Origin of the sequence: Janthinobacterium lividum (assembly GCF_034424625.1) — a bacterium.
Classification (GTDB): Bacteria; Pseudomonadota; Gammaproteobacteria; order Burkholderiales; family Burkholderiaceae_D; genus Janthinobacterium; species Janthinobacterium lividum.
The window spans coordinates 5,141,341-5,161,948 of record NZ_CP139976.1; the positions used below are offsets into that span (position 1 = coordinate 5,141,341).

Sequence of the window (20,608 nt, forward strand, 5' to 3'; positions counted from 1 at the left end):
TTTTATGTCGGCATCAATACATGGTCAGATGGCAGGAGCTTGATTGGATAATTGCATCAGCTCATCCTTGCATCAAGTTAGGCAAAGCGAAAGTGACGGAGTGATAATGGGCAGGAGACTCAAATGCTGTCAACCGTCCAGTAGTGGCTGCAGGCAGCCCCCATGGAGGATAGCCAATTATCAATCCGAAAAACTCATGCATTGTCACGAAAACACCGGTGACCGCCGATGGACGATCGCCCGCATGCACGGAGAAGGCATCAGCCCCCTGTTTTTCGCACACGTTCGCTTTTCCGGCCCCCGGCGGCTCCCCGCCAGCCCGGCCGCCGCGAACAATCTTTGCCCTGCGGCGGAAAGCACGGATAATAGCGGCTAACTCATAAGCACAGTATTGGATTACCTCATGGAAATTAAAGTCAACTTTCTCGACAAGCTGCGTCTCGAAGCCAAGTTCGACGATTTTACGGTCATCGCCGACCAGCCCATCCGCTACAAGGGCGATGGCTCAGCGCCAGGCCCGTTCGATTACTTTTTGGCATCATCGGCACTCTGCGCGGCCTACTTCGTGAAGTTGTATTGCGATACGCGCAATATTTCCACGGAAAATATCCGTTTGTCGCAAAACAATATTGTCGATCCTGAAAACCGCTACCAGCAGATTTTCAAGATCCAGGTCGAGTTGCCGGCCGATATCTCGGCCAAGGACCGCCAGGGCATCCTGCGCTCGATCGACCGTTGCACGGTGAAAAAAGTGGTGCAAACGGGTCCCGAATTCGTGATTGAAGAGGTGGAGAACCTGGACGCCGATGCCCAGGCCTTGCTGGCCCTGAATCCCGCCCCTGGGGCGAATACCTATATCGTCGGCAAGGATTTGCCGCTGGAACAGACCATCGCCAATATGTCGGGCCTCCTGGCGGGCCTGGGCATCAAGATTGAAATCGCCTCGTGGCGCAACATCATTCCGAATGTGTGGTCGCTGCATATCCGCGATGCGCATTCGCCCATGTGTTTCACCAATGGCAAGGGTGCGACCAAGGAAAGCGCGCTGGCGTCGGCCCTGGGCGAGTATATCGAGCGCCTCAGCAACAACCATTTCTACGCCGGGTCGTTCTGGGGTAACGACATCGCCAACGCGGAGTTTGTCCATTACCCGAACGAGCGCTGGTTCAAGCCGGGCCGCAAGGATGCGCTGCCGAAGGAGATTCTCGATGCCTACTGCCGCGACATCTATGATGCCGATGGCGAGCTGCGCGGCTCGCACCTGATCGACACCAACTCCGGCAATGCCGAGCGCGGCATCTGCTCGCTGCCGTATGTGCGGCAGTCCGATGGCGAGGTCGTGTATTTCCCGTCCAACCTGATCGAAAACCTGTACGTCAGCAATGGCATGAGCGCCGGCAATACCCTCGTCGAAGCGCAGGTGCAATGTCTGTCGGAAATTTTTGAGCGGGCCGTCAAGCGCGAAATCCTCGAAGGCGAAATCGCCCTGCCCGACGTGCCACAGGAAGTGCTGGCGAAATATCCGGGCATCCTGGCCGGTATCGTCGGCCTGGAGGAACAGGGTTTCCCCGTGCTGGTCAAAGATGCGTCGCTGGGCGGCGTGTACCCGGTGATGTGCGTCACCCTGATGAACCCGCGCACGGGCGGCGTGTTTGCCTCGTTCGGCGCGCACCCGAGCCTGGAAGTGGCGCTCGAGCGCAGCCTGACGGAATTGCTGCAGGGCCGTAGTTTTGAAGGCTTGAACGACTTGCCGCAACCGACGTTTGCCAGCGAAGCCGTCACCGAGCCGAACAACTTCGTCGAACACTTCATCGATTCCAGCGGCATCGTCTCGTGGCGCTTCTTCAGCGCCACGGCCGATTACGATTTTGTCGAGTGGGATTTTTCCGGCCACGGCGAAAACTCGAATGCCGAGGAAGCGGCGACCCTGTTCGGCATCCTCGCCGGCATGGGCAAGGAAGTGTACACGGCCGAGTATGACCAGCTGGGCGCCAAGGCCTGCCGTATCCTCGTGCCCGGTTATTCCGAGGTATATCCGGTCGAGGATTTGATCTGGGACAACACCAACAAGGCGCTGCTGTTCCGCGCCGACATCCTGAACCTGCATGGCCTGGACGATGCCAGCCTGGAAGACCTGCTTGACCGCCTGGAAAACAGCGAGCTCGACGAGTACGGCGACATCGCCACCCTCATCGGCATCGAGTTCGACGAAAACACGGTGTGGGGCCAGCTGACGACCCTGGAATTGAAGCTGCTGATTCATCTCGTCCTGCAGCAGTTCGAGGAAGCAAAAGAGCTGGTGGAAACCTTCCTGCAGTACAACGACAACACGCTCGAGCGCAAACTGTTCTATCAAGCCTTGAACGTGGTACTGGAAGTGGAACTCGATGACGAGCTGGAGCTGGACGATTACGTGGTCAATTTCCGCCGCATGTTTGGCGACGCCCGCATGGATGCGGTGCTGGGCTCGGTGGACGGCAGCGTGCGCTTCTTCGGCCTGACCCCGACCAGCATGCAACTGGAAGGCCTCGACCGGCACCAGCGCCTGATCGACAGCTTCAAGAAATTGCACGCGGCGCGCGCCAAGGCGGCGGCGCGCTAGGACGACAAGCGGGGGCCGGCGCGGCAGTCGCGCCCCGGCGCAGGAATCAACCCTGCGCGACCGCATGGAAAAGAGACCATGGCCACACTGGAATTCTGGTTCGATTTCGGCAGCAACTACAGTTACCTGAGCGCCATGCGCATCGACGCGCTGGCGCGTGAAAAGCAGGTGCAGGTCATCTGGAAACCCTTCCTGCTGGGCGTCGTCTTCAATGCGCTGGGCTGGCAGACATCGCCCTTCATCTTGCAAAAGCTCAAGGGCGATTACACGTGGCGCGACATGGCGCGCCAGTGCGAGAAATACGCATTGCCATGGCAGCAACCGAGTTCCTTCCCCCGCACGGCCCTGCTGCCCATGCGCGTGGCGCTGATCGGCGCGGACCAGGGCTGGATTGCGCCCTTTGCGCGCCGCATGATGACGATGAATTTCGCCGAAGACCGCGACATCGACAACCTCGAAGCCGTCAGCGAAGCCCTGGAGGGGCTGGGCCTCGATGCGCGCACCGTTCTGGCGCTGGCTGTGACACCGGACAACAAGCTGCGGCTGCGCCGCCAGACCGAGCAGGCACAAGCGCTGAACCTGTTCGGCGCCCCCAACTTCGTCAGCGCTGGGGAATTATTCTGGGGCAATGATCGGCTCGAGGATGCACTGCTGCATGCGGTAGCCAGCCGCCGTTAAACGCCACTCCCCGCCAGCGCCGCAATCTCCTTCTGCATGTTCTCGATTGCCCGCTCGTTGTACTGGTCGGCAAAGTACGCATCGCCAAACAGCTGGCCCGCCTGCGCCTTGCCGCACAAATGCTGCAGGGCCAGGCCCCGCTGCTCGTTGAAGCGCACGGGGTCCACGTGCGCGTATTCGCGGCCGATGGCTTGCGTATAGGCCTGGTACACCTCGTCATCCTGGCCCAGGATGGCCAGGTCGGCGCTGAGCATGGCGTCTTTCAGCGGATGGCTGATGCCCGGTCCCTGGAAATGGTCGGTAACGCGTATCAATTGCGCCACATCGAGGTTGTCGCCCGCATCGAGGCCGCTCGCCAGCCACAGCTGGGCGCTCGCCTCTTCGCTCGAATACAGGGCATCGTCGTCGTGGCTGTAAACGGCGTCGTGGAACCAGAACGCCTTCTTGACCAGCGCGCTGTCGCGCTTGGGCGCAAAAGTATTGTCGGCCCACACGCGGATCTCGGACAGGCCGTGCACCAGGTGGTCGAGGTTGTGATAGTGGCGGTCCGCGCCGCCATACGCCTGCGGCCCCGTCAGGTACGCGAACCAGTGGTCCGCCAGCGCGATGTCCGCTTGCGAGGCGGTGGCGTAGTTCCACAGCGCTTCCCACTCCTTGCGCAGGCAGTCGAGTATCCACGCCTGGTAGGCCGGGCCGGGGACGAATTTCTTCATGGTCCAGTTCCAGCCGACGGGACCTTCCAGCGCCTTGACGAAGCTGGAACTGACGGAGCCGAGGTCGCGCGGCGGCATGACGAAAATCGTCTTGGCGCCCTGCAGCACGTCCACATTGGTTTGCTGGATCAGGTTTTCATAGTCGAAATCGGCCGTCGTGCGGATGCCGCGGATCAGGTAGTCGCAGCCATGCTTTTTTGCCGCGCGCGCCGTGTAGTCGCCCTTGACGATGACCACCTGCACATTGTCCCAGCCGCACTCGCGCGCGCTCTGCTCGATGATGCGCTTGCGGTCTTCGGCGGGAAATTGGGGGCGTTTGGCAGGGTTTTGCGACAGGAACACGATCACCTCGTCGGCGAGCGAACGCGCTTCGCCGATCACCCACATGTGGCCGTTGGTGATGGGGTCGAGGGTTCCTGAAAAGCCGATCTTCTGCATGCTGCGCTCCATTTGCTTGAATGCTTATTGCGCAGACAATATATGCCAGCGGCGCGCGCGTCAATGCAACATGCCAAAGATCATGATCAAAACGTTATTTTTTCACGGCTTGCGGGAATTCCACGCGCACGCACAGGCCGCCCAGGCGCTCGGACTTGTCCAGCACCAGGCGCGCGCCGTGGCGCTCGGCGATGGCCTTGATGATGGCCAGCCCAAGGCCGCTGCCGTTGGCATCCGTGCCGGGCACGCGGTAGAAGCGGCTGAAGACGCGCTCGCGCTCTTCGGGCGGGATGCCGGGGCCGCTGTCTTCCACGGACAAGGTCACGCCGACGGGGCTGGCGCGCAGGTCGATGTCGACCGTGCCGCCCTGCGGCGTGTACTTGATGGCGTTGTCGACCAGGTTGCGCAGCATGATGTTGAGCGCATCGGCCTGCCCCGCCACCTTGGCCGCATCCATGTGATGCAGGCCCAGGTCGATCTTGCGCGCCTGCGCGATGCCGGCCATGTCGCCCAGCGCGCGCTTGACGACATCGTTCAAGTCCACAGCCTGCAGCTGGTCGCCGCTGGCGGCGCTCGCTTCCTGGCGCGCCAGCACCAGCAGCTGCTCGACCAGGCGCGTTGCCCGCTCGATGCCGGCGCTCACGCGGGAAATGGCCAGGCTGCGCTTTTCTTCCGATTCGGCCCGCTCCAGGCTCAATACCTGCAGCTTCAGGGCCGCCAGCGGCGTGCGCAATTCATGCGCGGCGTCGGCAACGAAATGCTGCTGCGCGTCGAACGCCGTCTTCACGCGACCGAACAGCAAATTCAGTTCATGCACGAGGGGACGCACTTCGTCGGGCAAGCCCGCTTCCGAGACGGGCGACAGATCGTCCGCCTGGCGCGCCGCCACCTGCTTGCGCACGCGCGAGACGGGGGCCAGCGAGCCGCTGACAACCCACCAGACCACCAGCATCAATATCGGCGCCATCAGCGCGATCGGGCCCACCGTGCGCAAGGCCAGGCTGCCGGCCATGCGCTTGCGCACGGCCATGTCCTGGGCAATCTGCACGGTCTGGGAACTGGTTTGCACGGAGAAGATGCGGTAGGTCGTGCCGTTGGCCTTCACATTCGAAAAGCCCAGCACGGCGCGCTGCGGCAGTTCCGCGCGCGTGATCGAGCGGAACACCTGCACGCCGTCCGGCGTCCATACCTGCACCACCATGTCGTTGTTGACGGGGTCGGCCGGCAAGGCTTGCGCATGGTTGGCCAGCGGCGCGCCGGAGCGCAGCGACAGGGCCATTTGCTGCATGTGATAGTCAAAAATCTGGTCGGCGTCGTACAGGGCGCTGCGGTAGGCGATCGACGCCTGCGCCAGGGCCGCCATGATGATGGCCGCCAGCAAAAACCACAGCAGGCGGCCGCGCAGCGAGTGCGTCACCGTGACCTTCATCCTCATGCCTTGGGCACCATGTAACCGAGGCCGCGCACATTCTGGATCAAGTCGCTGCCCAGCTTCTTGCGCAAGCCGTGGATATACACTTCCACGGCATTGCTGTTGACTTCATCCTTCCAGCTGTACAGCTTTTCTTCCAGCTGCGCGCGCGACAGCACGATGCCGGGACGCGCGATCAGCGCTTCCAGCACGGCCCATTCGCGCGCCGACAGGTTGACGGGATGGCCCTCGGCGATCACTTCGCGCGTCAGCGGATTGATACTCACGCCCTGGTGCTCGAAGATCGGTTCCGGCCGCCCCGAGGCGCGCCGCAGCAGGGCGCGTATGCGCGCCAGCAATTCGTCGAGGTCATATGGCTTGAGCACGTAATCGTCGGCGCCCGCGTCGAGGCCGGCGATGCGCTGCTCGATGGCATCGCGCGCCGTGGCGACCAGCACCGGCGTATCGAGCTTGCGCAAGCGCATCGAGCGCAGCACGTCGAGGCCATCCTTGCGGGGCAGGCCCAGGTCCAGCAGCACCAGGTCATAGGTCTGCGTCTGCAGGGCCGTATCGGCCATGTCGCCATCCTTGACCCAGTCCACCGCGTAATGCTCGGCGCGCAGCAGATCGAGCACCACCTCGCCGATCATCGTATCGTCTTCTACCAGCAATAAGCGCATGGCTTGCCTCTCTCTAGTTACTCTTGTTTTCAGCCCAAACGCACGGGAATGAAGATCTTGTCCGGTCCCCGCTGGATCAGCAAGGCCACCGACTTGGCGGATTTTTCCACCACGTCGCGCACCTGCTCGACCGTGTTGACGGGACGGCCATTCACCGACAATAGCACGTCGCCCGGCTGCACTCCGGCATTCGCGGCGGCGCCGCCCGCGTCTTCCACCAGCAGGCCGGCACTGATGCCCGCCTCGCGTTTTTCATCCGATTGTAACGGACGCAGGGCCAGGCCCAGCTTTACCTTGCCGGCGGCGCTGTCGCTCTTCGCCACTTCGGCCACCTTGTCGGCCGCATTGCCCAGGGTCGCCGTCAGGCTGACGATCTTGCCGTCACGCCAGACATCCATGCTGATCTTGTCACCTGGCAAAGAGGTGCCCACGAGCGCCGGCAAGTCGGCCGAACCGATGATGCGCTGGCCATTCACCTTGCGCACCACGTCGCCCGATTTCAGGCCCGCCTTGTCGGCCGGGCTGCCCCGCTCCACGTTGGCCACCAGGGCGCCTTCCGGCGTGGCCAGCTTGAACGAGTCGGCAAAGCCCTGGTTGACTTCCTGCACCGTCACGCCCAGCTTGGCATGACTGGCCTTGCCGGTGGCGACGATCTGGTCCTTGATGCGGCCCGCCAGGTCGATGGGGATGGCGAACGACAGGCCCTGGAAGCCGCCCGTCTGGCTGTATATCTGCGAATTGATGCCGACCACTTCGCCGCGCGTATTGAACAGCGGGCCGCCCGAGTTGCCTGGATTCACTGCCACGTCCGTCTGGATGAACGGCACATTGCTATCGTCCGGCAAGGAACGGCCCTTGGCGCTGACCACGCCGGCCGTCACCGTGCTGTCGAAGCCGTATGGCGAACCGATGGCCAGCACCCACTCGCCCACCTTCAAGTCGCTGGAATGGCCGAGCGGCACGATGGGGAGGTTGTTGGCGTCGATCTTCAGCACGGCGATATCGGTCTTCGGATCCGTGCCGAGCACCTTGGCGCGGAATTCGCGGCGGTCGTTCAGCTTGACGGTCACTTCGCGCGCATCGCGCACCACGTGGGCATTCGTCATGATGATGCCGTCCGGACTGACGATGAAGCCGGAACCGAGGCCATGCGTGGGCACGTCGCGGCCACCGCGCTGCCCGCCTTGCGGACCCTGGAAGCGGCGGAAGAACTCGAAGAAGGGGTCGTTGCCGAAATCGTCGTTGCCGGCCTGGGCCGAGGGGTCGTATGCTACCTTGGTGCTGCCCGTGACACTGATATTGACGACGGCCGGGCTGTTGCGCGCGGCGATCTGGCTAAAGTCGGGCAAGGCCACCAGCGGCGCGGCGGCGGCGGGCGCCACGGCGGCAGCCACGGGAGCGGCAGGTACGCCAGCGGCGGCATTCGCGCCAGCATTGTTCTGATGCACCACCATGGCGCCACCGGCGCCCAGCACACCGATCGCGGCCAGCGCGGCTACGGTGCGTTTGATTTTCAGGGATGCGATATTCGTTTGCTGTTCCATGAATTGCTCCTCATTCAATGAGATTTTGATGTATGCAATATTGGGCCACGAGTCTTAGGCGGTGCTTAACATTTTTCTATTTGGAAACAGGCATTTGCGCCTTTAAGCATGGTTTAATCTTGCGTGGCATGGGCAACCAATGGAAGCCCTCAATGCGGCCCGAACGGACTCCAGACGTGACACTGGCCGGATCAACCGGCCAGTATTTTACTGCATGGGGAAGCGCTGTTCCCTCCCGCCGATGCCAGCGCGTGGCGCCGGGATCAGCTCAGATCACATCAGGCTGCCTGACGCTGTTCCAAAGTGCTGACGGTGGCGCCAGTGGTGGTGCCGATCTCGATCTTGCGCGGTTTCAGCGCTTCCGGTACTTCACGCACCAGGTCGATGGTCAGCATGCCGTTTTCAAACGTGGCGCCCGTGACCTTCACATGGTTGGCCAGCTGGAAGCGCTGTTCGAAATCGCGGGCAGCGATGCCGCGGTGCAAGAACGTGCGCTCGACGCCATCTTTCTGCTTGCGGCCCGTGACGTGCAGGGAATCGCGTTCGGTGATGATGTCGATCTCTTCACGCGAGAAGCCGGCCAATGCCATCACGATGCGGTACTTATCTTCCGACACCAGTTCGATGTTGTACGGCGGATAGCTCGGTTGCGCATCGGCGCGCTGTTCGTTGAGCAGCTGTGCCAGGCGGTCAAAGCCAATGGCGGAACGGTACAGGGGAGCAAGGTCAAAAGTACGCATGATAAATATCCTTTTCAAATGAAGCGATAAGAGGGGCGGACCTCACCATGAGCATCCGCTTGTTACCGATATACGGCCTCTCCAGCCCCTTTCAAGGCCTTGAAATTGGCGAAAAGCGCCCCAGACGCCGCCAAATTTGTAAGAAATTTTTACATGGCCAGCCCAAGAGGATTTTGCATGGCGTCCCCCATGCGGCACCGGCTTTTGGTGTATGCTGGCGGCATGAACAATGACACCGACATCCAGCTCAGCGGCCCCTTCAAGGCCACCGACGGCTCCGGCCGTGCCCACGACATCAAGGCCATCCGCATCTTCGACGAAGGTTACGGCATCATCGACGTCTACGTCGATTTCGCCGCCCCGCTCGAAGCGGGCGCCTATAAGGACAAGACCCTGGTCGGCCACATCCTGGCGCGCCTGCGCAGCCTCGGCTACGTAGGCCCCGACTTCGGCCACGGCGACCTTGGCTTGCAAGACAAGAAACTGATCGTTCTGGAAGCACCCGAGGAATTTTCGGCCTTTGCCATCAGCAAGGGCTGGAAGGATCTATCCGCCGAATTTGACGAAGACTGAGAACACCTGACCAAATCTACTGCGCGTCGCGCTTTGCGGCCGGCGATGCTCACCGTGCTTTAGCACGGCTGCGCTTCTCGGCCACAAATCACTGCCGCTCGCTACGATTTTGTCAGGTGTTGTAAAGTACCAATAGTATCCGCGCCGCGCCAGCTTCTGCTGCCGCGGCGTTTTTCATGGGCGACAGATTAGTTCAGCTTAGTTCAAATAACGCGCACTCCACGCAGCGATGACGTTGGCGACATAGGCGGCATCATCGCGTCCCGTCAACAGATGGTCGGCATCGTCGAGCGAAACGAAACTTTTCGGGTGCTTGGCGGCCGTAAAGATCTCCATCGCGTTCGACAGGCTCACCGTCGTGTCGTTCGGCGCGTGCATCACCAGCAGGGCACGGCGCAGGCCGGTGATGTGGGTCTTGAGGCTGTGGCTGCCCGCGTCGTCGACGAATTGCTGGCGGATGCGGAAAGGCCGCCCTTCCAGCTGCACCAGCGCTTCGCCTTCGGCGGCGATTTGCTCCAGGTGGTCGCTGAACATGCGCGTCACGTAGGCGGGCGTGCTGGGTGCGGCCAGGGTGGCGATGGCGGTCGCTTCCGGCACTTGCGCGGCAGCGGCCAGCACGGCCGCGCCGCCCAGGCTATGGCCGATCAGCAATTGCGGCGCGGCGTGTTTTGCCCGCAGAAAATCCGCGGCGGCGACCAGGTCGTCGACGTTCGACGAGAAATTGGTGGCGGCAAACTCGCCCTCGCTGGCGCCCAGTCCCGTGAAGTCGAAGCGCAGCACGGCGATGCCGTGTTCCGTGAGACCTTGCGCGATGCGCCGCGCGGCCAGCACATCCTTGCCGCAGGTAAAACAGTGGGCGAACAGCGCATACGCGCGGATGGCGCCGTCGGGCGCATCGAGGCGCGCCGCCAGCACATGGCCGTGCGCGCCGGGAAAATCTTGCCGGGTGGATTTCATTGTCTCAGATCAAAGCTGCCGCGCAGGGCGGCCGATGGCGCATTGTAGCGCCGCCCGGCCACTTCCTGCTTTAATCCCGCTTGGGAATATTGACTCCTTTGGCAACGGCTGGCCTGGCCAGAAACGCGTCCAGCGCGCGCTGCACATGCGGGAAATTGCCAAAGCCGACGAGGTCGCCCGCACCATAGAAACCCACCAGGCAGCGCACCCACGGGAAGATGGCGATGTCGGCAATCGTGTACTGGCTACCCATGATCCAGTCGCGGCCCTGCAGGCGCTGCTCGAGCACGCCCAGCAGGCGCTTGGCCTCGCCGATATAGCGTTCCAGCGGCCGCTTGTCCTCGTAATCCTTGCCGGCGAATTTATGGAAGAAGCCCACCTGGCCAAACATGGGGCCGATACCGCCCATCTGGAACATCAGCCACTGTATCGTTTCATAGCGCAGGCCTGCGTCCTGGGGGATGAACTTGCCCGTCTTTTCGGCCAGGTACAGCAGGATGGCGCCCGACTCGAACAGGGCCAGCGGCTTGCCATCGGGACCGTCCGGGTCGAGGATGGCGGGAATCTTGTTGTTCGGATTGAGGGACAGGAAGGCGGGCGACAGCTGGTCATTCTGCTCAAAGCTGACCAGGTGCGGCTCGTACGCCAGGCCCAGTTCTTCCAGCAGGATCGAAACCTTGATGCCGTTCGGCGTCGGCAGCGAGTACAGTTGCAGGCGCTCGGGATGCCGGGCAGGCCATTTTTGGGTGATGGGGAAGTCGGAAAGCTGTGTCATGGATATCCTTCATTTCAATTAAAGATGCGGCGCCGGGCAGCCAGTATAGCCAAGCATGGCAGTTTCAGCAGGACAGCGCATTCAGCCAAACAAGCCATGCAAGAACCAGCGCGGCGCGGCATCTTCTCCGCTGCCGGCGATGCGTTCACGGTAGACCCAGTAGTGGGCATGGTCGAGGCCTTCGGCGATGAAGTAATCGCGCGCCTGTGACTGGCCCCACCAGCCCGCTTCGATGCGCTCGGCGACAGAGACCATTTTCAGGGGCGAGCCATAGAAGGGCCGGTGCTCGCGCATCAGGAGGGTGATGGGCTGGGCCAGCAGCCAGCCGGGACGGGGCATGCCGGGCAAGCCCGGCGGCAAGTCCGGCACCGCGTTCTTGGCGCCAGGCTTGACGGACAGCGGCAGCCACTGGTTGGCCGCCTCGGGACGGTAATCGGCGCGCGGCGCGGCTTGCAAGACATTGTCCGTGCCCAGGCGCGCCACCAGCAATTCCATCAAGCGCTGGCGCTCTTGCGGCGTGCCGCCCGGCTCGGGGAACAGGGTGTCGCTGGGCGGCGCCATCGGCTGCACCTGCAGCGCTTCCAGCGTGAGGCCGATCACGGGCGCGTCCAGCACCAGCTGCGCCAGGCGTTCCTTGAGCAGGCGCACCAGGTGCTCGTCGCGCCAGACGGCCTCGCCCAGCGCCAGGTCGATGACGGTGGGCGCACGCGCCACCCGGCCCCGCTCGTGCGCCAGCAACAATTGGATGCGCTCGACGGCAAATTGCCGCGCGCACAGCCAGCCCGTCATTTGCTGCAGCAGCCGGCGCGCTCCGAACAGCAGCGCGTCGGCGTGCTCCACGCGGTCGAACAATTCCAGGCTGGCGCGGAACGTGGGCGGCGCTTCGAGCCACAGGTACAGTTCCGTGCCGTGGCCATGCGCATCGTCGAGCATGTCGAGCAAGGCCCCGCCGCAGCGGCGCTGCAAGCCGGGCCGGGGCAAGTGGCGCAGCTGCCCCAGGGTGCGGCAGCCGATGCCGTCCAGCCATTCCAGATAGGGGCGCGCCGGCGGCAGCAAGGCGCACGGCAGGCGGTCGAGGCGGCGCACCAGGCTGGCCATGCTCAATGTGCGGCCCCGGCGCGTAGCGGCGCGCGCCATCAGCCAGGCGCCGCGCGCCGTGGGGGCGCACGACAGCCGGGCCGTGTAGCCGAGCGCGCGCAAGCTGGCCGCGATGTGCCGGCACAGGGCGCGCACGCCGCCGAACAGGCGCAGGCTGGCGCCCGCATCGACGAGCAGGGTCGCTTCCTCGCCCTGCGCCACCAGCGGCGAATATTGCAGCAGCGCCAGCGCCACCGCCTGCAGCGCCTGCGCTTCCAGCTCGGGCGAGCGCTCGTGCAGGCGCGCCTGCGGCGCCAGCATCAGCGCACCGGCGCGGCGCATGCCCGGCCGGATGCCGGCCGCCCGCGCCAGCGGCGACACGGCCATCACTTGCTCCTGCTCCAGCACCACGCCGAGGCTGTCAACCGACCAGCGCGGGCAAAACACTTCGAGCGGGAGCCGGGGCAGGCACAGGCCGATCCAGAGTCGCATGGCGTAGCAGTAATGAAGGAGGTTGCAGGGGCAGGAACAGGGGCGCGTCGCGCTGCGGTCCCCGGCGCTTGATGAAGCCAATCTCGATGCCGCCGGCGGCCGGGCGCACGGACAGGCGCAGCGGCGCCGGCGACGCATCCTGCGCGCCGTGCAGCGGGCGCAGCATGCAAAACAGGGTGTTGCCGGACTGCGCGGCCAGGTGCAGCCGGCGCAGGCTGTCGGCGCGCACATGCGGCTGCCAGAACAGCAAGGCGCCGCAACTACCGCTGCGCAAGATGTTTTCCGCCGCCCACAAGGCATCCTTGCTGCTGGCGCTCTTTAACCACAGCAATTGCGACGGCGCCAGCCCCTGCGCGGCCAAGGCCAGCGCCTGCGGCGGATGGGGCGGTTGCAGCAGCACGATGGGCAAGCCCGGCAGTTGCGCCAGCGCGGGCGCCAGCAGCCGCAATTCGCCGCTGCCCGGCTGCTGCACCAGCAGATCGATGAGGTTGCCGCTGGGCCAGCCGCCGCCGGGCAACTGCGCGGACAGGGCGGCAAAGCCCGTATCCAGGCAGCGCGTGGCGCCCTGCCCCAGCTGCGATGCGCGCCACAGGGACGGGTGCAAGGCTTCCGGCGAGGCCATCAATTGGTAATGTTGCATAATTGTATATAAAGATAAATACTGTATGCATATACAGTACTATCCAGCCCCGCATTTGGCAAGGCTTATCTGCGCCGCAGCTCCCCGGGGGACGTCCCGCCACGTCCGAAAAACACCGTTTTTCACATCGATTGCTGTACCATAAGCACTCTCCTTACCGTCTGGCAACGTACCAGTCGGCCTCCTCCGTCCATAAGGAAACGCATTTGACCACCATCCAAATCATCAGCGCCATCGTCTTCGGGCTTGCGCTCATCCACACCTTTGCCGCCAAGTCGTTTGAAACCTTGTCGCGGCGCCACCCCCGCCATGCGGGCCTGCTGCACTTGCTGGGCGAAGTGGAAGTCGTGTTCGGCTTCTGGGCCTTCATCTTGATCATCATCATGGCCTTTGTCTCGGGCGGCGATGCTGCCATCGAGTATGCCGAGTCGCGCCATTACACGGAGCCGCTGTTCGTCTTTGTCGTCATGGTCGTGGCTGCCTCGCGCCCCGTGCTCGACGCCGTGCAGCGCCTGTTGAAAGGCGTGGCGCGCGTGATGCCGCTGCGCACGGAACTGGCCCTCGTCTGGCTGGGCCTGGCGCTTGTGCCCCTGACGGGTTCGTTGATCACGGAACCGGCCGCCATGACCCTGGCCGCGCTGATGCTGGCACCGCAAATCTTCCGCCCGGGCATCCCTGAATGGCTGAAATACGGCGCGCTGGGCGTGCTGTTCGTCAACGTTTCCATCGGCGGCACGCTCACCTCGTACGCGGCGCCGCCCGTGCTGATGGTGGCCACCACGTGGAACTGGGATAGCGCCTACATGGCTAGCCATTTCGGCTGGAAGGCGGCCATCGCCGTCCTCGTCAACGCCACGGGCGTGAGCATTTTGCTGCGCAAATACCTGCACAGCAACACCTCCGACATCAAGCCGAAGGCCGGTGAAGTCGAAGCGCCAAAAGTGCCGCTGGCCGTCAGCCTGGTGCACATGATCGTGCTGGCCGGCGTCGTCGCCCTGGCGCACCATCCCGTGCTGTTCATCGGCCTGTTCCTGTTCTTCCTCGGCTTCGTGCAGGCGTATGAGCGCTATCAAAGCCCGCTGATCCTGAAAGAGGGTTTATTGGTCGGCTTCTTCCTCGGCGGCCTGGTGGTACTGGGCGGCATGCAGCAATGGTGGCTGCAGCCCATCGTTTCCAGCCTGAAACCGCTGGCCCTGTTCTTCGGCGCCCTGGGCTTGACAGCCATTACCGACAATGCGGCCCTCACTTACCTCGGTTCGCTGATCGTCGGCATGACGGACGAAGCGAAATACATGCTGATGGCCGGCGCCGTGGCCGGCGGCGGCCTGACCGTCATCGCCAATGCGCCGAACCCGGCCGGCGTGGCCCTGCTGCGCCGCGGCTTCAAGGATGAATCGATCGGCGCCGTCGGTTTGCTGGCCGGCGCCCTGCTGCCGACGGCCGTGGCGGGCCTGGCCTTCCTGGCCCTGTAAGCCTCATCACGGGGCGGCTGCCGGCCGCCCCTGCTGCCTGCAATTTCCCTCTTCAGTTTCCTTCATACACGAGGAAATGCAGCCGGTCATAGAACAGGCTGTAGGCATAGTCGAACGTGCCCACGCTGCGAAAACCCTTGTGCAGATACACTTGCAGCGCTTCGCTTTTTTCCCATACCGTCAAGGTGATGCGCGCACAGCCCTTGCGGCTGGCCAGGTCGCGGATTTCATGGAACATCTGCCGGAACAGGCCCTGCCCCCGGTATTTCTCGTCGATGGCCAGGCTGCTGACGAAACAGTCGTCGGTGCGCGCATGCGCGAGCACGAATGCGTCATACGCATCGTCGAGCGCCTTCATGTCGTCCCGGTAATACGAGACGGCGCCGCAAGCCTGGAACTCGGCCATCGTGGCGGCCGTGAAGAAGCCGATGAAACGCCCGTCTTCGTCATGCAGGCCGTGGATGTGCTGCAGATACGGGTCGATATTCTGCCGCCGCTGCAATTCGACGAACTGCAGATTGAGTTTATTGCCGAACGAGCAGTATTCGAGATAGCTGGTGGCAAACAGCAGTTTCGCCATGCGGTTCCTCGTCTCATCGCCCAGCAGTTCACCCGGCACCAGCTTGAGCGGCGCATGCGACAGCAGGCCCGCCTGCGTCTCGTCGCCGGACGGGACGGCATCGCTGGCGACCGGCATGCGACTGCCGTGGCGGCCCACGGTCGGGCGCCAGAAATCGCCAGCGGCAATATGCCGCGAACGGTGGGCCAGCAGGTAGCGGCAAAAGACGCCATTCACGCGATCGAGCTGCGGGTCGTCCGACAGCACCGAGTAATAGTGAAAGTGGTCGATGTCCGCCCGCAGCTGGGCCGCATACGCCATGCGCGGCACTTCCTCGATATCGAACACATCGACGATGTCGGGCAGGCTCAAAGGATCGTCGAGCTGCCAGCCGATTTCGTCGAGCCTGGCGACGCAGCGCGCATACGCGCGCCGTTCCTCGTCACTGAGGGGAATGTGCACGTCGGTAATGATATCGTCCAGCAAGCGCATGCCCCGGATGCCGCCCGCCACCGCTTCCCGCGCACCGTCATACAGCACGCAATAGCGCTGGTAGAACTCGGCATGGCTGAGCAGGGTCACGCCCAGGTTTTTCTTCCATTCGGCATAGAACTGGCCAAACAGCTGCGCCTCGAATTGCGGGCAGGAACGAGGAATCCGCGCATCGATACCCGCATAGGCGATGTTCACATTGCGCTGGATCACACGCAGCGCGGCATCGTTCTTCTTGGCGATCAGCATGCCCGTTTCATCGAGAAACAGATTCATCCAGCTGACATGCTGGCGCTCTTCGCTGTCGCCATCCTTGCGCTGGAAATAATCGGGCACTTCCGGCTTCATCAGGAAAATCGTCGCCGGATTGTGCGGGATCGTATCGACATCCATATACATGCCGCCGTATTCGCACATGATGAGGATGCGGAAATAATCGGACAAGGTGGCGAAGTAGCGCTGCATATGCAGGGTATCGAGTACGCCGAAGCGGGCCGGCGCGAAATCCAGCGCCAGCGCGCGCAGCGAATTGATATGCAGGGTCGTGCCGCCTATGGCGTAGCGGCCTATCGTGTAGCGCCCGGCGCCGCCCGTGGGGCTGAAGCGCTCGTCATTGCGCAGCTGCTGCGCATCCCACACCCACAGGATGGAGACGTACGGCGCGCCGCCGTTGTGCCGCACCGCTTCCAGCGCCGCGCCCCACTGCTGGATCGCTTCGGCTGCGATGGCCGGCAACGGTCCGCCCATCCAGATGCGGTGCAGGTAGCGCTCGTCGTCGCCGAGCGCGCGCGTGGGGATGCAGCTCAGCGACGAGCAGCTTGCTGCATTGAAATGGTTGAAGTTCAGGGCGACGAAGCTGCGCAGGGCCGCGATGCCCGCCTGGTGCTCCACGGCCAGTTGTTCCAGGTCGCTGCCGGCCGGCCGGACATCGGCCAGGGTGATGTAATCGAGTTTCAGCCGGTTGATGCGGAACTCGTATTCCAGGTTGAAAATCTTTGCTTGATCGTGTTTCGAGGCCAGGTCATCTATTTTCATGGGCGCACCATTTTCCGCAGGAGAGTGTCAATAAACTTCGCAGGAGGTAAAACAAGGTCGACAACATGCGCATCGCTGCGCCATCAGTGCCGGGCGAGCAGCACCTCGCTTTCCCGGCGCCCCGCCATGCCCCGCGTAAACAGCAGCAGGCAGGCGGCGATGACCACGATGACGGGGATATTGAGCAGCGCATACGTTTCCAGCGCATAGCCGAAACGCTGGCACAGCACGTTATAGAGCTGCAGCCAGGCGGACAGATAAATGCAGTACAACAAGCTCATGGCAGCCGTCGTCAAGGTCACCGATTCCTTGCTGGCCGTAATCGCGCTGCGTATCAGGGCGCCATTGAACAGGCCGAAGCCGATGGAATAGACAAACATGCAGGCGGCGAACACGTCGACGTGATGGCGGCCCGCGCCGGCGCCCAGCATGCCGGCGGCCGCGACCAGCCCGCCCAAGCGCAGCAGATGCACGAGGGGGAAATCCTGGCGCAGGCGCTGGATGGCGATGCTGCTGAGGACAAAGCCCGACAAAATCACGCATTGCAGGGCGATATACGTGGCGTAGGAGGCGCCCATTTCCTGCAGCACGAAGATGGGCGAAAAGCCGATCCAGGCCGTCAGGGGCACGGTGGCCAGCCCGGCCGTAAACATGCCGAACATGAAGCGCTTGTTGCTGAAAATGGCCGCGTAGCTGCGCACGATGGCGGCAAGGTCCAGGCGCGTGACCCTGGGGGCCGCGCGCGGCATGGTCTTGAACAGGCCCAGCAAGGACAGCAGCGCCAGCAGGCCGGAGAGGAAAAAGACGTAGCGCCAGTCCAGCCGGCTGATGATGGCGCTGCCGAGGATGGGGCCGGCCAGGGGCGCGAGGATGGTGGTGCTCGACAGGATGCTGCTCAGCTTGACGGCAGCCATGTCATCGAACAGTTCATGGATCATGGCATAGCCGACGAAGATGAAGCAGCAGCCCATGCCCTGGATGAAACGCGCGGCGAGAAATTGCTCGATCGACGCGGCAAATGGCACGGCCAAGGTGGCCAGCAGGAACAAGGCATTACCCGTGAGCACCAGCTTGCGCTTGCCGATGCAGTCGGCCAATGGCCCCAGGAAAATCTGCAGGGAACTGCCGCCCAGCAGATACAGGCTCAGGGACAGGGGGACGAACTTTTTCTCCGCCTGGAACTCCTCGACGATGCCCAGCATCGCCGGCATGATCATGTCATTGGACAGATAAATATTCAGTTCAAAGACGAGAAAAAACGCAAAAAACCACAGCAACTGCTTGGACTTGATGGACATGGCGCGTTCCGTAACGTGGGTGGCTGCCGTCAGTGCGTGCCCGCCGTCGGGGCATGGGACGGTGGACACGGTTTCACACTGAAAACGTGTACCAATTGTATACCAGTTCGTATTTTTAGCGCCTGTTTTTGTGATTTTTAAATACCGCAGCAATACCAATTAAATAAACTCGATGGTGCTGCGGCATGTGGAATCTGTGCTGAAATGGGCGCGGCCAGCGCCCCGGCGCGCGGCAGCGGCCCTGAGGGGGAATGGAAGAACGATGCGTACCAGTGCCTGCGCGCCGTTGCGGCGCGCAGGCACGCTGGCTTACCGGCGGCGGTGGCTGGCGAAGAAATCGAGCAGCATCCTGCTGGCGTCGGGCTTGGCCTTGTCGTTGAACGGCAAGCTGGCATCGCCGCCGCTCCACGCGTGCTCGAGGTGCTCGACCTGCGCCACGCGCAGCAGCACATCCTTGCCCACCTGATAGTCGTGCAGCGCATACGCATGGGCCGGATTGCGTCCGCCCGCCGCGCCGCCAGGCAGACGCTGCGCCGTCACCACGGTATCAAACGGCAAGCGGTTCACGCGCACGCTCTGGCGGACCAGCTGCGTCTGGTTGATGGGCCGCACCACCTTGTCGGCCAGTCCTTGCAGCAGGATGGTGGGCAGGCCGGGAAACGCGGGCTGGCGCGCCAGCACTTCATCGATGGCCGCGTCGGCACGGGCGGCAGCGCCATGCTGCATCACGCCCAGCGCGCCGATCAGGTTATGCCCGGCGCCAAACACGGGCCCGGAATGCAGGCCCAGCGCGGCGAACAGATGGGGATGGTTCAAGGCCACGATATGCGCCATGCCGGCGCCGGCGGAAATGCCGCAGATATAGATGCGCACGCGGTCGATCGCATAGCGGGCCGCCACCTGCTCGATGGCGCCGACGATCAGGCGCACGTCGCCGCCGCCCTCCTGCGTCAGCTTGTCGTACCACTTCCAGCAGCGGCGCGCATGCGAGCGCAGCGATTGCTGCGGATACAGCACGGCATAACCCTTGCGTTCGGCCAGGCGGTTCATGCGCGTGCCTTCGGCAAACTGCGTGGCGCTCTGCTCGCAGCCGTGCAGCATCACCAGCAGCGGCCGGCCACGGCTGCGCATGGCGGCGCTGGGCGCCTTCTCGGGCAAGTACAGGAAATAGGGCAGGCGCCGGCCCGGCAACTGTCCCAGTTCCGGCAATGGCGCATAGTGGGCGGCCAGCCACTTGCCTGGCGGGGGCGGCGTTCGCTTGCGCACGCGCGGGGGCGACAGGGGCGTGGCAAAGGGCGCCAGCGAGGGCACGGCGTCGCTGGCGGGCCTGGCGCGCGGCGTCGGCCTGGTCTTGGCCACGGGTTTGCTGCGGGGCTTAGGTTTAGATTTAGGCGTGGGCTTGGCCGGCACGGGCCCGAACAGCACCTTGGCCAGCTTGGTCGCCGTGCGCTGCTGCGCCTTACCGGCGCGCAATAACCCGCGCAGCCATTTGGTGGCGGGCTTTACCATGGCAAGCGGCGCCCATGTCGTGGTGGAGCGTACCGCAAGTTCATCCCACTGCATCGTTGCATCGTCAGCATGTGCGGCCTCCTCTTTAGAACGCATAGAGTACCGCAATTGGCTGACCACACCGTACGCTTGCACACCGATAAAAGTGCCGCTGGCACCATTGAGGCAGATCAAGCGCGACTTGGTGCGCATGCGTAATCTGGATGTTCGATCAGCACTTCACGAGGAGAAAACACCATGAGCTATCTGGACCGCGACATCCTGGGCATGTACCGCAACCACGACGGCCCGGGGCCGGCCCTGATGGGAGCTGACACCCTGCTCGGCGACGATGTCTACAATCACAACGACGAGGAACTGGGCGACATCAAGGAAATCATGCTCGACATGCGCACCGGCCAGATCGCCTATGCCGTGCTGTCCTTCGGCGGCATGCTGGGCATGGGCGACAAGCTGTTTGCCGTGCCCTGGGAACGCCTGACCCTGGACACCGTCAACAAGCGCTTTCTGCTCAACGTGGACAAAGACTTGCTGAAAGAGGCTCCCGGTTTCGACAAGAACAACTGGCCCGACATGGGCAGCGATGCCTGGAACCAGCAGATGGAAGCGTTCTATGGCAGCGGCATGCGCTACGGCAGCAGCGCCATGGCAGGCAGCCGCACGCCATCCGGCAGCGACCTGCGCAGCGGCGCCAGTCTGCAATCGGGCAGCGAAGGCAGCCTGACCGGCACCTCCATGAGCGGCAGCCGCGCTGGCACGGCCAGCAGCCAGGGCGACCTGGGCTCGCGTTCGGCGCTCGGCGATGATGAGTTCGATAAACATAGGTCGGGTAGGTCGGATTAGCGGCTAGCCGCGTAATCCGACACCACCAGCGACACCGTTAACACCGTTGACACGGCACCACCGGTCGCGCCAACGATGTT

Annotated in this window: 17 protein-coding genes; 5 read left to right on the forward strand and 12 right to left on the reverse strand. The window is 63.3% G+C overall.

What is annotated here, in order from left to right; genetic code table 11:
• Positions 1 to 403 precede the first annotated feature (403 nt).
• Together U0004_RS23190 and U0004_RS23195 are read left to right on the forward strand one after the other, a co-directional pair.
• Complete coding sequence (locus tag U0004_RS23190; RefSeq protein WP_070260395.1) at positions 404 to 2,602, forward strand: OsmC domain/YcaO domain-containing protein; 2,199 nt, start codon at positions 404 to 406, stop codon at positions 2,600 to 2,602.
• Between the two features lie 78 nt (positions 2,603 to 2,680).
• Positions 2,681 to 3,280: a 2-hydroxychromene-2-carboxylate isomerase gene (locus tag U0004_RS23195; protein ID WP_070260397.1), complete on the forward strand. Its 600-nt coding sequence runs from the start codon at positions 2,681 to 2,683 to the stop codon at positions 3,278 to 3,280.
• Here the strand turns inward: U0004_RS23195 and coaD are convergent.
• From coaD to U0004_RS23220, 5 genes are all read right to left on the reverse strand, one after another.
• The gene (gene coaD / locus U0004_RS23200) at positions 3,277 to 4,431 is read right to left on the reverse strand and encodes a pantetheine-phosphate adenylyltransferase (RefSeq protein ID WP_070260481.1); all 1,155 of its coding nucleotides are present in this window, start codon (positions 4,429 to 4,431) and stop codon (positions 3,277 to 3,279) included. The two genes, U0004_RS23195 and coaD, sit on opposite strands and share 4 nt — an antisense overlap.
• Before the next feature lie 94 nt (positions 4,432 to 4,525).
• Positions 4,526 to 5,860 carry an ATP-binding protein gene (locus tag U0004_RS23205; protein WP_046685864.1) on the reverse strand — a complete coding sequence of 445 codons (1,335 nt, stop codon included), beginning with the start codon at positions 5,858 to 5,860 and terminating at the stop codon, positions 4,526 to 4,528.
• A gap of 2 nt (positions 5,861 to 5,862) precedes the next feature.
• Positions 5,863 to 6,522 carry a response regulator gene (locus tag U0004_RS23210; RefSeq protein ID WP_034783312.1) on the reverse strand — a complete coding sequence of 220 codons (660 nt, stop codon included), beginning with the start codon at positions 6,520 to 6,522 and terminating at the stop codon, positions 5,863 to 5,865.
• A gap of 29 nt (positions 6,523 to 6,551) precedes the next feature.
• Positions 6,552 to 8,066 carry a Do family serine endopeptidase gene (locus U0004_RS23215; protein ID WP_070260399.1) on the reverse strand — a complete coding sequence of 505 codons (1,515 nt, stop codon included), beginning with the start codon at positions 8,064 to 8,066 and terminating at the stop codon, positions 6,552 to 6,554.
• Positions 8,067 to 8,344: 278 nt separating this feature from the next.
• Complete coding sequence (locus tag U0004_RS23220) at positions 8,345 to 8,806, reverse strand: Hsp20 family protein (protein WP_034783311.1); 462 nt, start codon at positions 8,804 to 8,806, stop codon at positions 8,345 to 8,347.
• A gap of 222 nt (positions 8,807 to 9,028) precedes the next feature.
• Between U0004_RS23220 and U0004_RS23225 the strand changes: the two genes are divergently transcribed.
• Complete coding sequence (locus U0004_RS23225; RefSeq protein WP_035827997.1) at positions 9,029 to 9,379, forward strand: hypothetical protein; 351 nt, start codon at positions 9,029 to 9,031, stop codon at positions 9,377 to 9,379.
• Between the two features lie 198 nt (positions 9,380 to 9,577).
• On the opposite strand, the gene U0004_RS23230 is transcribed toward U0004_RS23225, so the two are convergent.
• From U0004_RS23230 to imuA, 4 genes are all read right to left on the reverse strand, one after another.
• The gene (locus tag U0004_RS23230) at positions 9,578 to 10,336 is read right to left on the reverse strand and encodes an alpha/beta hydrolase family protein (RefSeq protein ID WP_070260401.1); all 759 of its coding nucleotides are present in this window, start codon (positions 10,334 to 10,336) and stop codon (positions 9,578 to 9,580) included.
• 70 nt (positions 10,337 to 10,406) lie between these two features.
• Positions 10,407 to 11,111, reverse strand: a complete 705-nt coding sequence (locus U0004_RS23235) for a glutathione S-transferase N-terminal domain-containing protein (protein ID WP_070260403.1) — start codon at positions 11,109 to 11,111, stop codon at positions 10,407 to 10,409.
• An 81-nt stretch (positions 11,112 to 11,192) separates the two neighbouring features.
• The gene (locus tag U0004_RS23240; protein ID WP_070260404.1) at positions 11,193 to 12,680 is read right to left on the reverse strand and encodes a Y-family DNA polymerase; all 1,488 of its coding nucleotides are present in this window, start codon (positions 12,678 to 12,680) and stop codon (positions 11,193 to 11,195) included.
• The gene (gene imuA / locus U0004_RS23245) at positions 12,610 to 13,320 is read right to left on the reverse strand and encodes a translesion DNA synthesis-associated protein ImuA (protein ID WP_070260406.1); all 711 of its coding nucleotides are present in this window, start codon (positions 13,318 to 13,320) and stop codon (positions 12,610 to 12,612) included. The genes U0004_RS23240 and imuA overlap by 71 nt, the downstream gene beginning before the upstream one ends.
• 206 nt (positions 13,321 to 13,526) lie before the next feature.
• On the opposite strand from imuA, the gene U0004_RS23250 reads away from it, so the two are divergent.
• On the forward strand, positions 13,527 to 14,792 hold the full coding sequence (locus U0004_RS23250; protein WP_070260408.1) for a putative Na+/H+ antiporter: 1,266 nt from the start codon (positions 13,527 to 13,529) through the stop codon (positions 14,790 to 14,792).
• Between the two features lie 52 nt (positions 14,793 to 14,844).
• Here U0004_RS23250 and U0004_RS23255 read toward each other — a convergent pair whose 3' ends face one another.
• From U0004_RS23255 to U0004_RS23265, 3 genes are all read right to left on the reverse strand, one after another.
• Positions 14,845 to 16,878, reverse strand: a complete 2,034-nt coding sequence (locus U0004_RS23255; RefSeq protein ID WP_070260410.1) for a GNAT family N-acetyltransferase — start codon at positions 16,876 to 16,878, stop codon at positions 14,845 to 14,847.
• Between the two features lie 83 nt (positions 16,879 to 16,961).
• Positions 16,962 to 18,176 (reverse strand): MFS transporter, encoded by a 1,215-nt coding sequence (locus tag U0004_RS23260; RefSeq protein WP_070260412.1) that lies wholly within the window; start codon positions 18,174 to 18,176, stop codon positions 16,962 to 16,964.
• A 309-nt stretch (positions 18,177 to 18,485) separates the two neighbouring features.
• Complete coding sequence (locus tag U0004_RS23265; protein ID WP_070260413.1) at positions 18,486 to 19,685, reverse strand: extracellular catalytic domain type 1 short-chain-length polyhydroxyalkanoate depolymerase; 1,200 nt, start codon at positions 19,683 to 19,685, stop codon at positions 18,486 to 18,488.
• Positions 19,686 to 19,922: 237 nt separating this feature from the next.
• Here U0004_RS23265 and U0004_RS23270 point away from each other — a divergent pair, with 237 nt between their 5' ends.
• Positions 19,923 to 20,528 carry a PRC-barrel domain-containing protein gene (locus U0004_RS23270; protein WP_070260415.1) on the forward strand — a complete coding sequence of 202 codons (606 nt, stop codon included), beginning with the start codon at positions 19,923 to 19,925 and terminating at the stop codon, positions 20,526 to 20,528.
• The last annotated feature ends 80 nt before the right edge of the window (positions 20,529 to 20,608 follow it).

Coding starts and splice junctions, on each gene's coding strand:
- U0004_RS23190 (WP_070260395.1), top strand. CDS start 404: ATGGAAATTAAAGTCAACTTTCTCGACAAGCTGCGTCTCGAAGCCAAG.
- U0004_RS23195 (WP_070260397.1), top strand. CDS start 2,681: ATGGCCACACTGGAATTCTGGTTCGATTTCGGCAGCAACTACAGTTAC.
- coaD (WP_070260481.1), bottom strand. CDS start 4,431: ATGCAGAAGATCGGCTTTTCAGGAACCCTCGACCCCATCACCAACGGC.
- U0004_RS23205 (WP_046685864.1), bottom strand. CDS start 5,860: ATGAAGGTCACGGTGACGCACTCGCTGCGCGGCCGCCTGCTGTGGTTT.
- U0004_RS23210 (WP_034783312.1), bottom strand. CDS start 6,522: ATGCGCTTATTGCTGGTAGAAGACGATACGATGATCGGCGAGGTGGTG.
- U0004_RS23215 (WP_070260399.1), bottom strand. CDS start 8,066: ATGGAACAGCAAACGAATATCGCATCCCTGAAAATCAAACGCACCGTA.
- U0004_RS23220 (WP_034783311.1), bottom strand. CDS start 8,806: ATGCGTACTTTTGACCTTGCTCCCCTGTACCGTTCCGCCATTGGCTTT.
- U0004_RS23225 (WP_035827997.1), top strand. CDS start 9,029: ATGAACAATGACACCGACATCCAGCTCAGCGGCCCCTTCAAGGCCACC.
- U0004_RS23230 (WP_070260401.1), bottom strand. CDS start 10,336: ATGAAATCCACCCGGCAAGATTTTCCCGGCGCGCACGGCCATGTGCTG.
- U0004_RS23235 (WP_070260403.1), bottom strand. CDS start 11,111: ATGACACAGCTTTCCGACTTCCCCATCACCCAAAAATGGCCTGCCCGG.
- U0004_RS23240 (WP_070260404.1), bottom strand. CDS start 12,680: ATGCGACTCTGGATCGGCCTGTGCCTGCCCCGGCTCCCGCTCGAAGTG.
- imuA (WP_070260406.1), bottom strand. CDS start 13,320: ATGCAACATTACCAATTGATGGCCTCGCCGGAAGCCTTGCACCCGTCC.
- U0004_RS23255 (WP_070260410.1), bottom strand. CDS start 16,878: ATGAAAATAGATGACCTGGCCTCGAAACACGATCAAGCAAAGATTTTC.
- U0004_RS23260 (WP_070260412.1), bottom strand. CDS start 18,176: ATGTCCATCAAGTCCAAGCAGTTGCTGTGGTTTTTTGCGTTTTTTCTC.
- U0004_RS23265 (WP_070260413.1), bottom strand. CDS start 19,685: ATGGTAAAGCCCGCCACCAAATGGCTGCGCGGGTTATTGCGCGCCGGT.
- U0004_RS23270 (WP_070260415.1), top strand. CDS start 19,923: ATGAGCTATCTGGACCGCGACATCCTGGGCATGTACCGCAACCACGAC.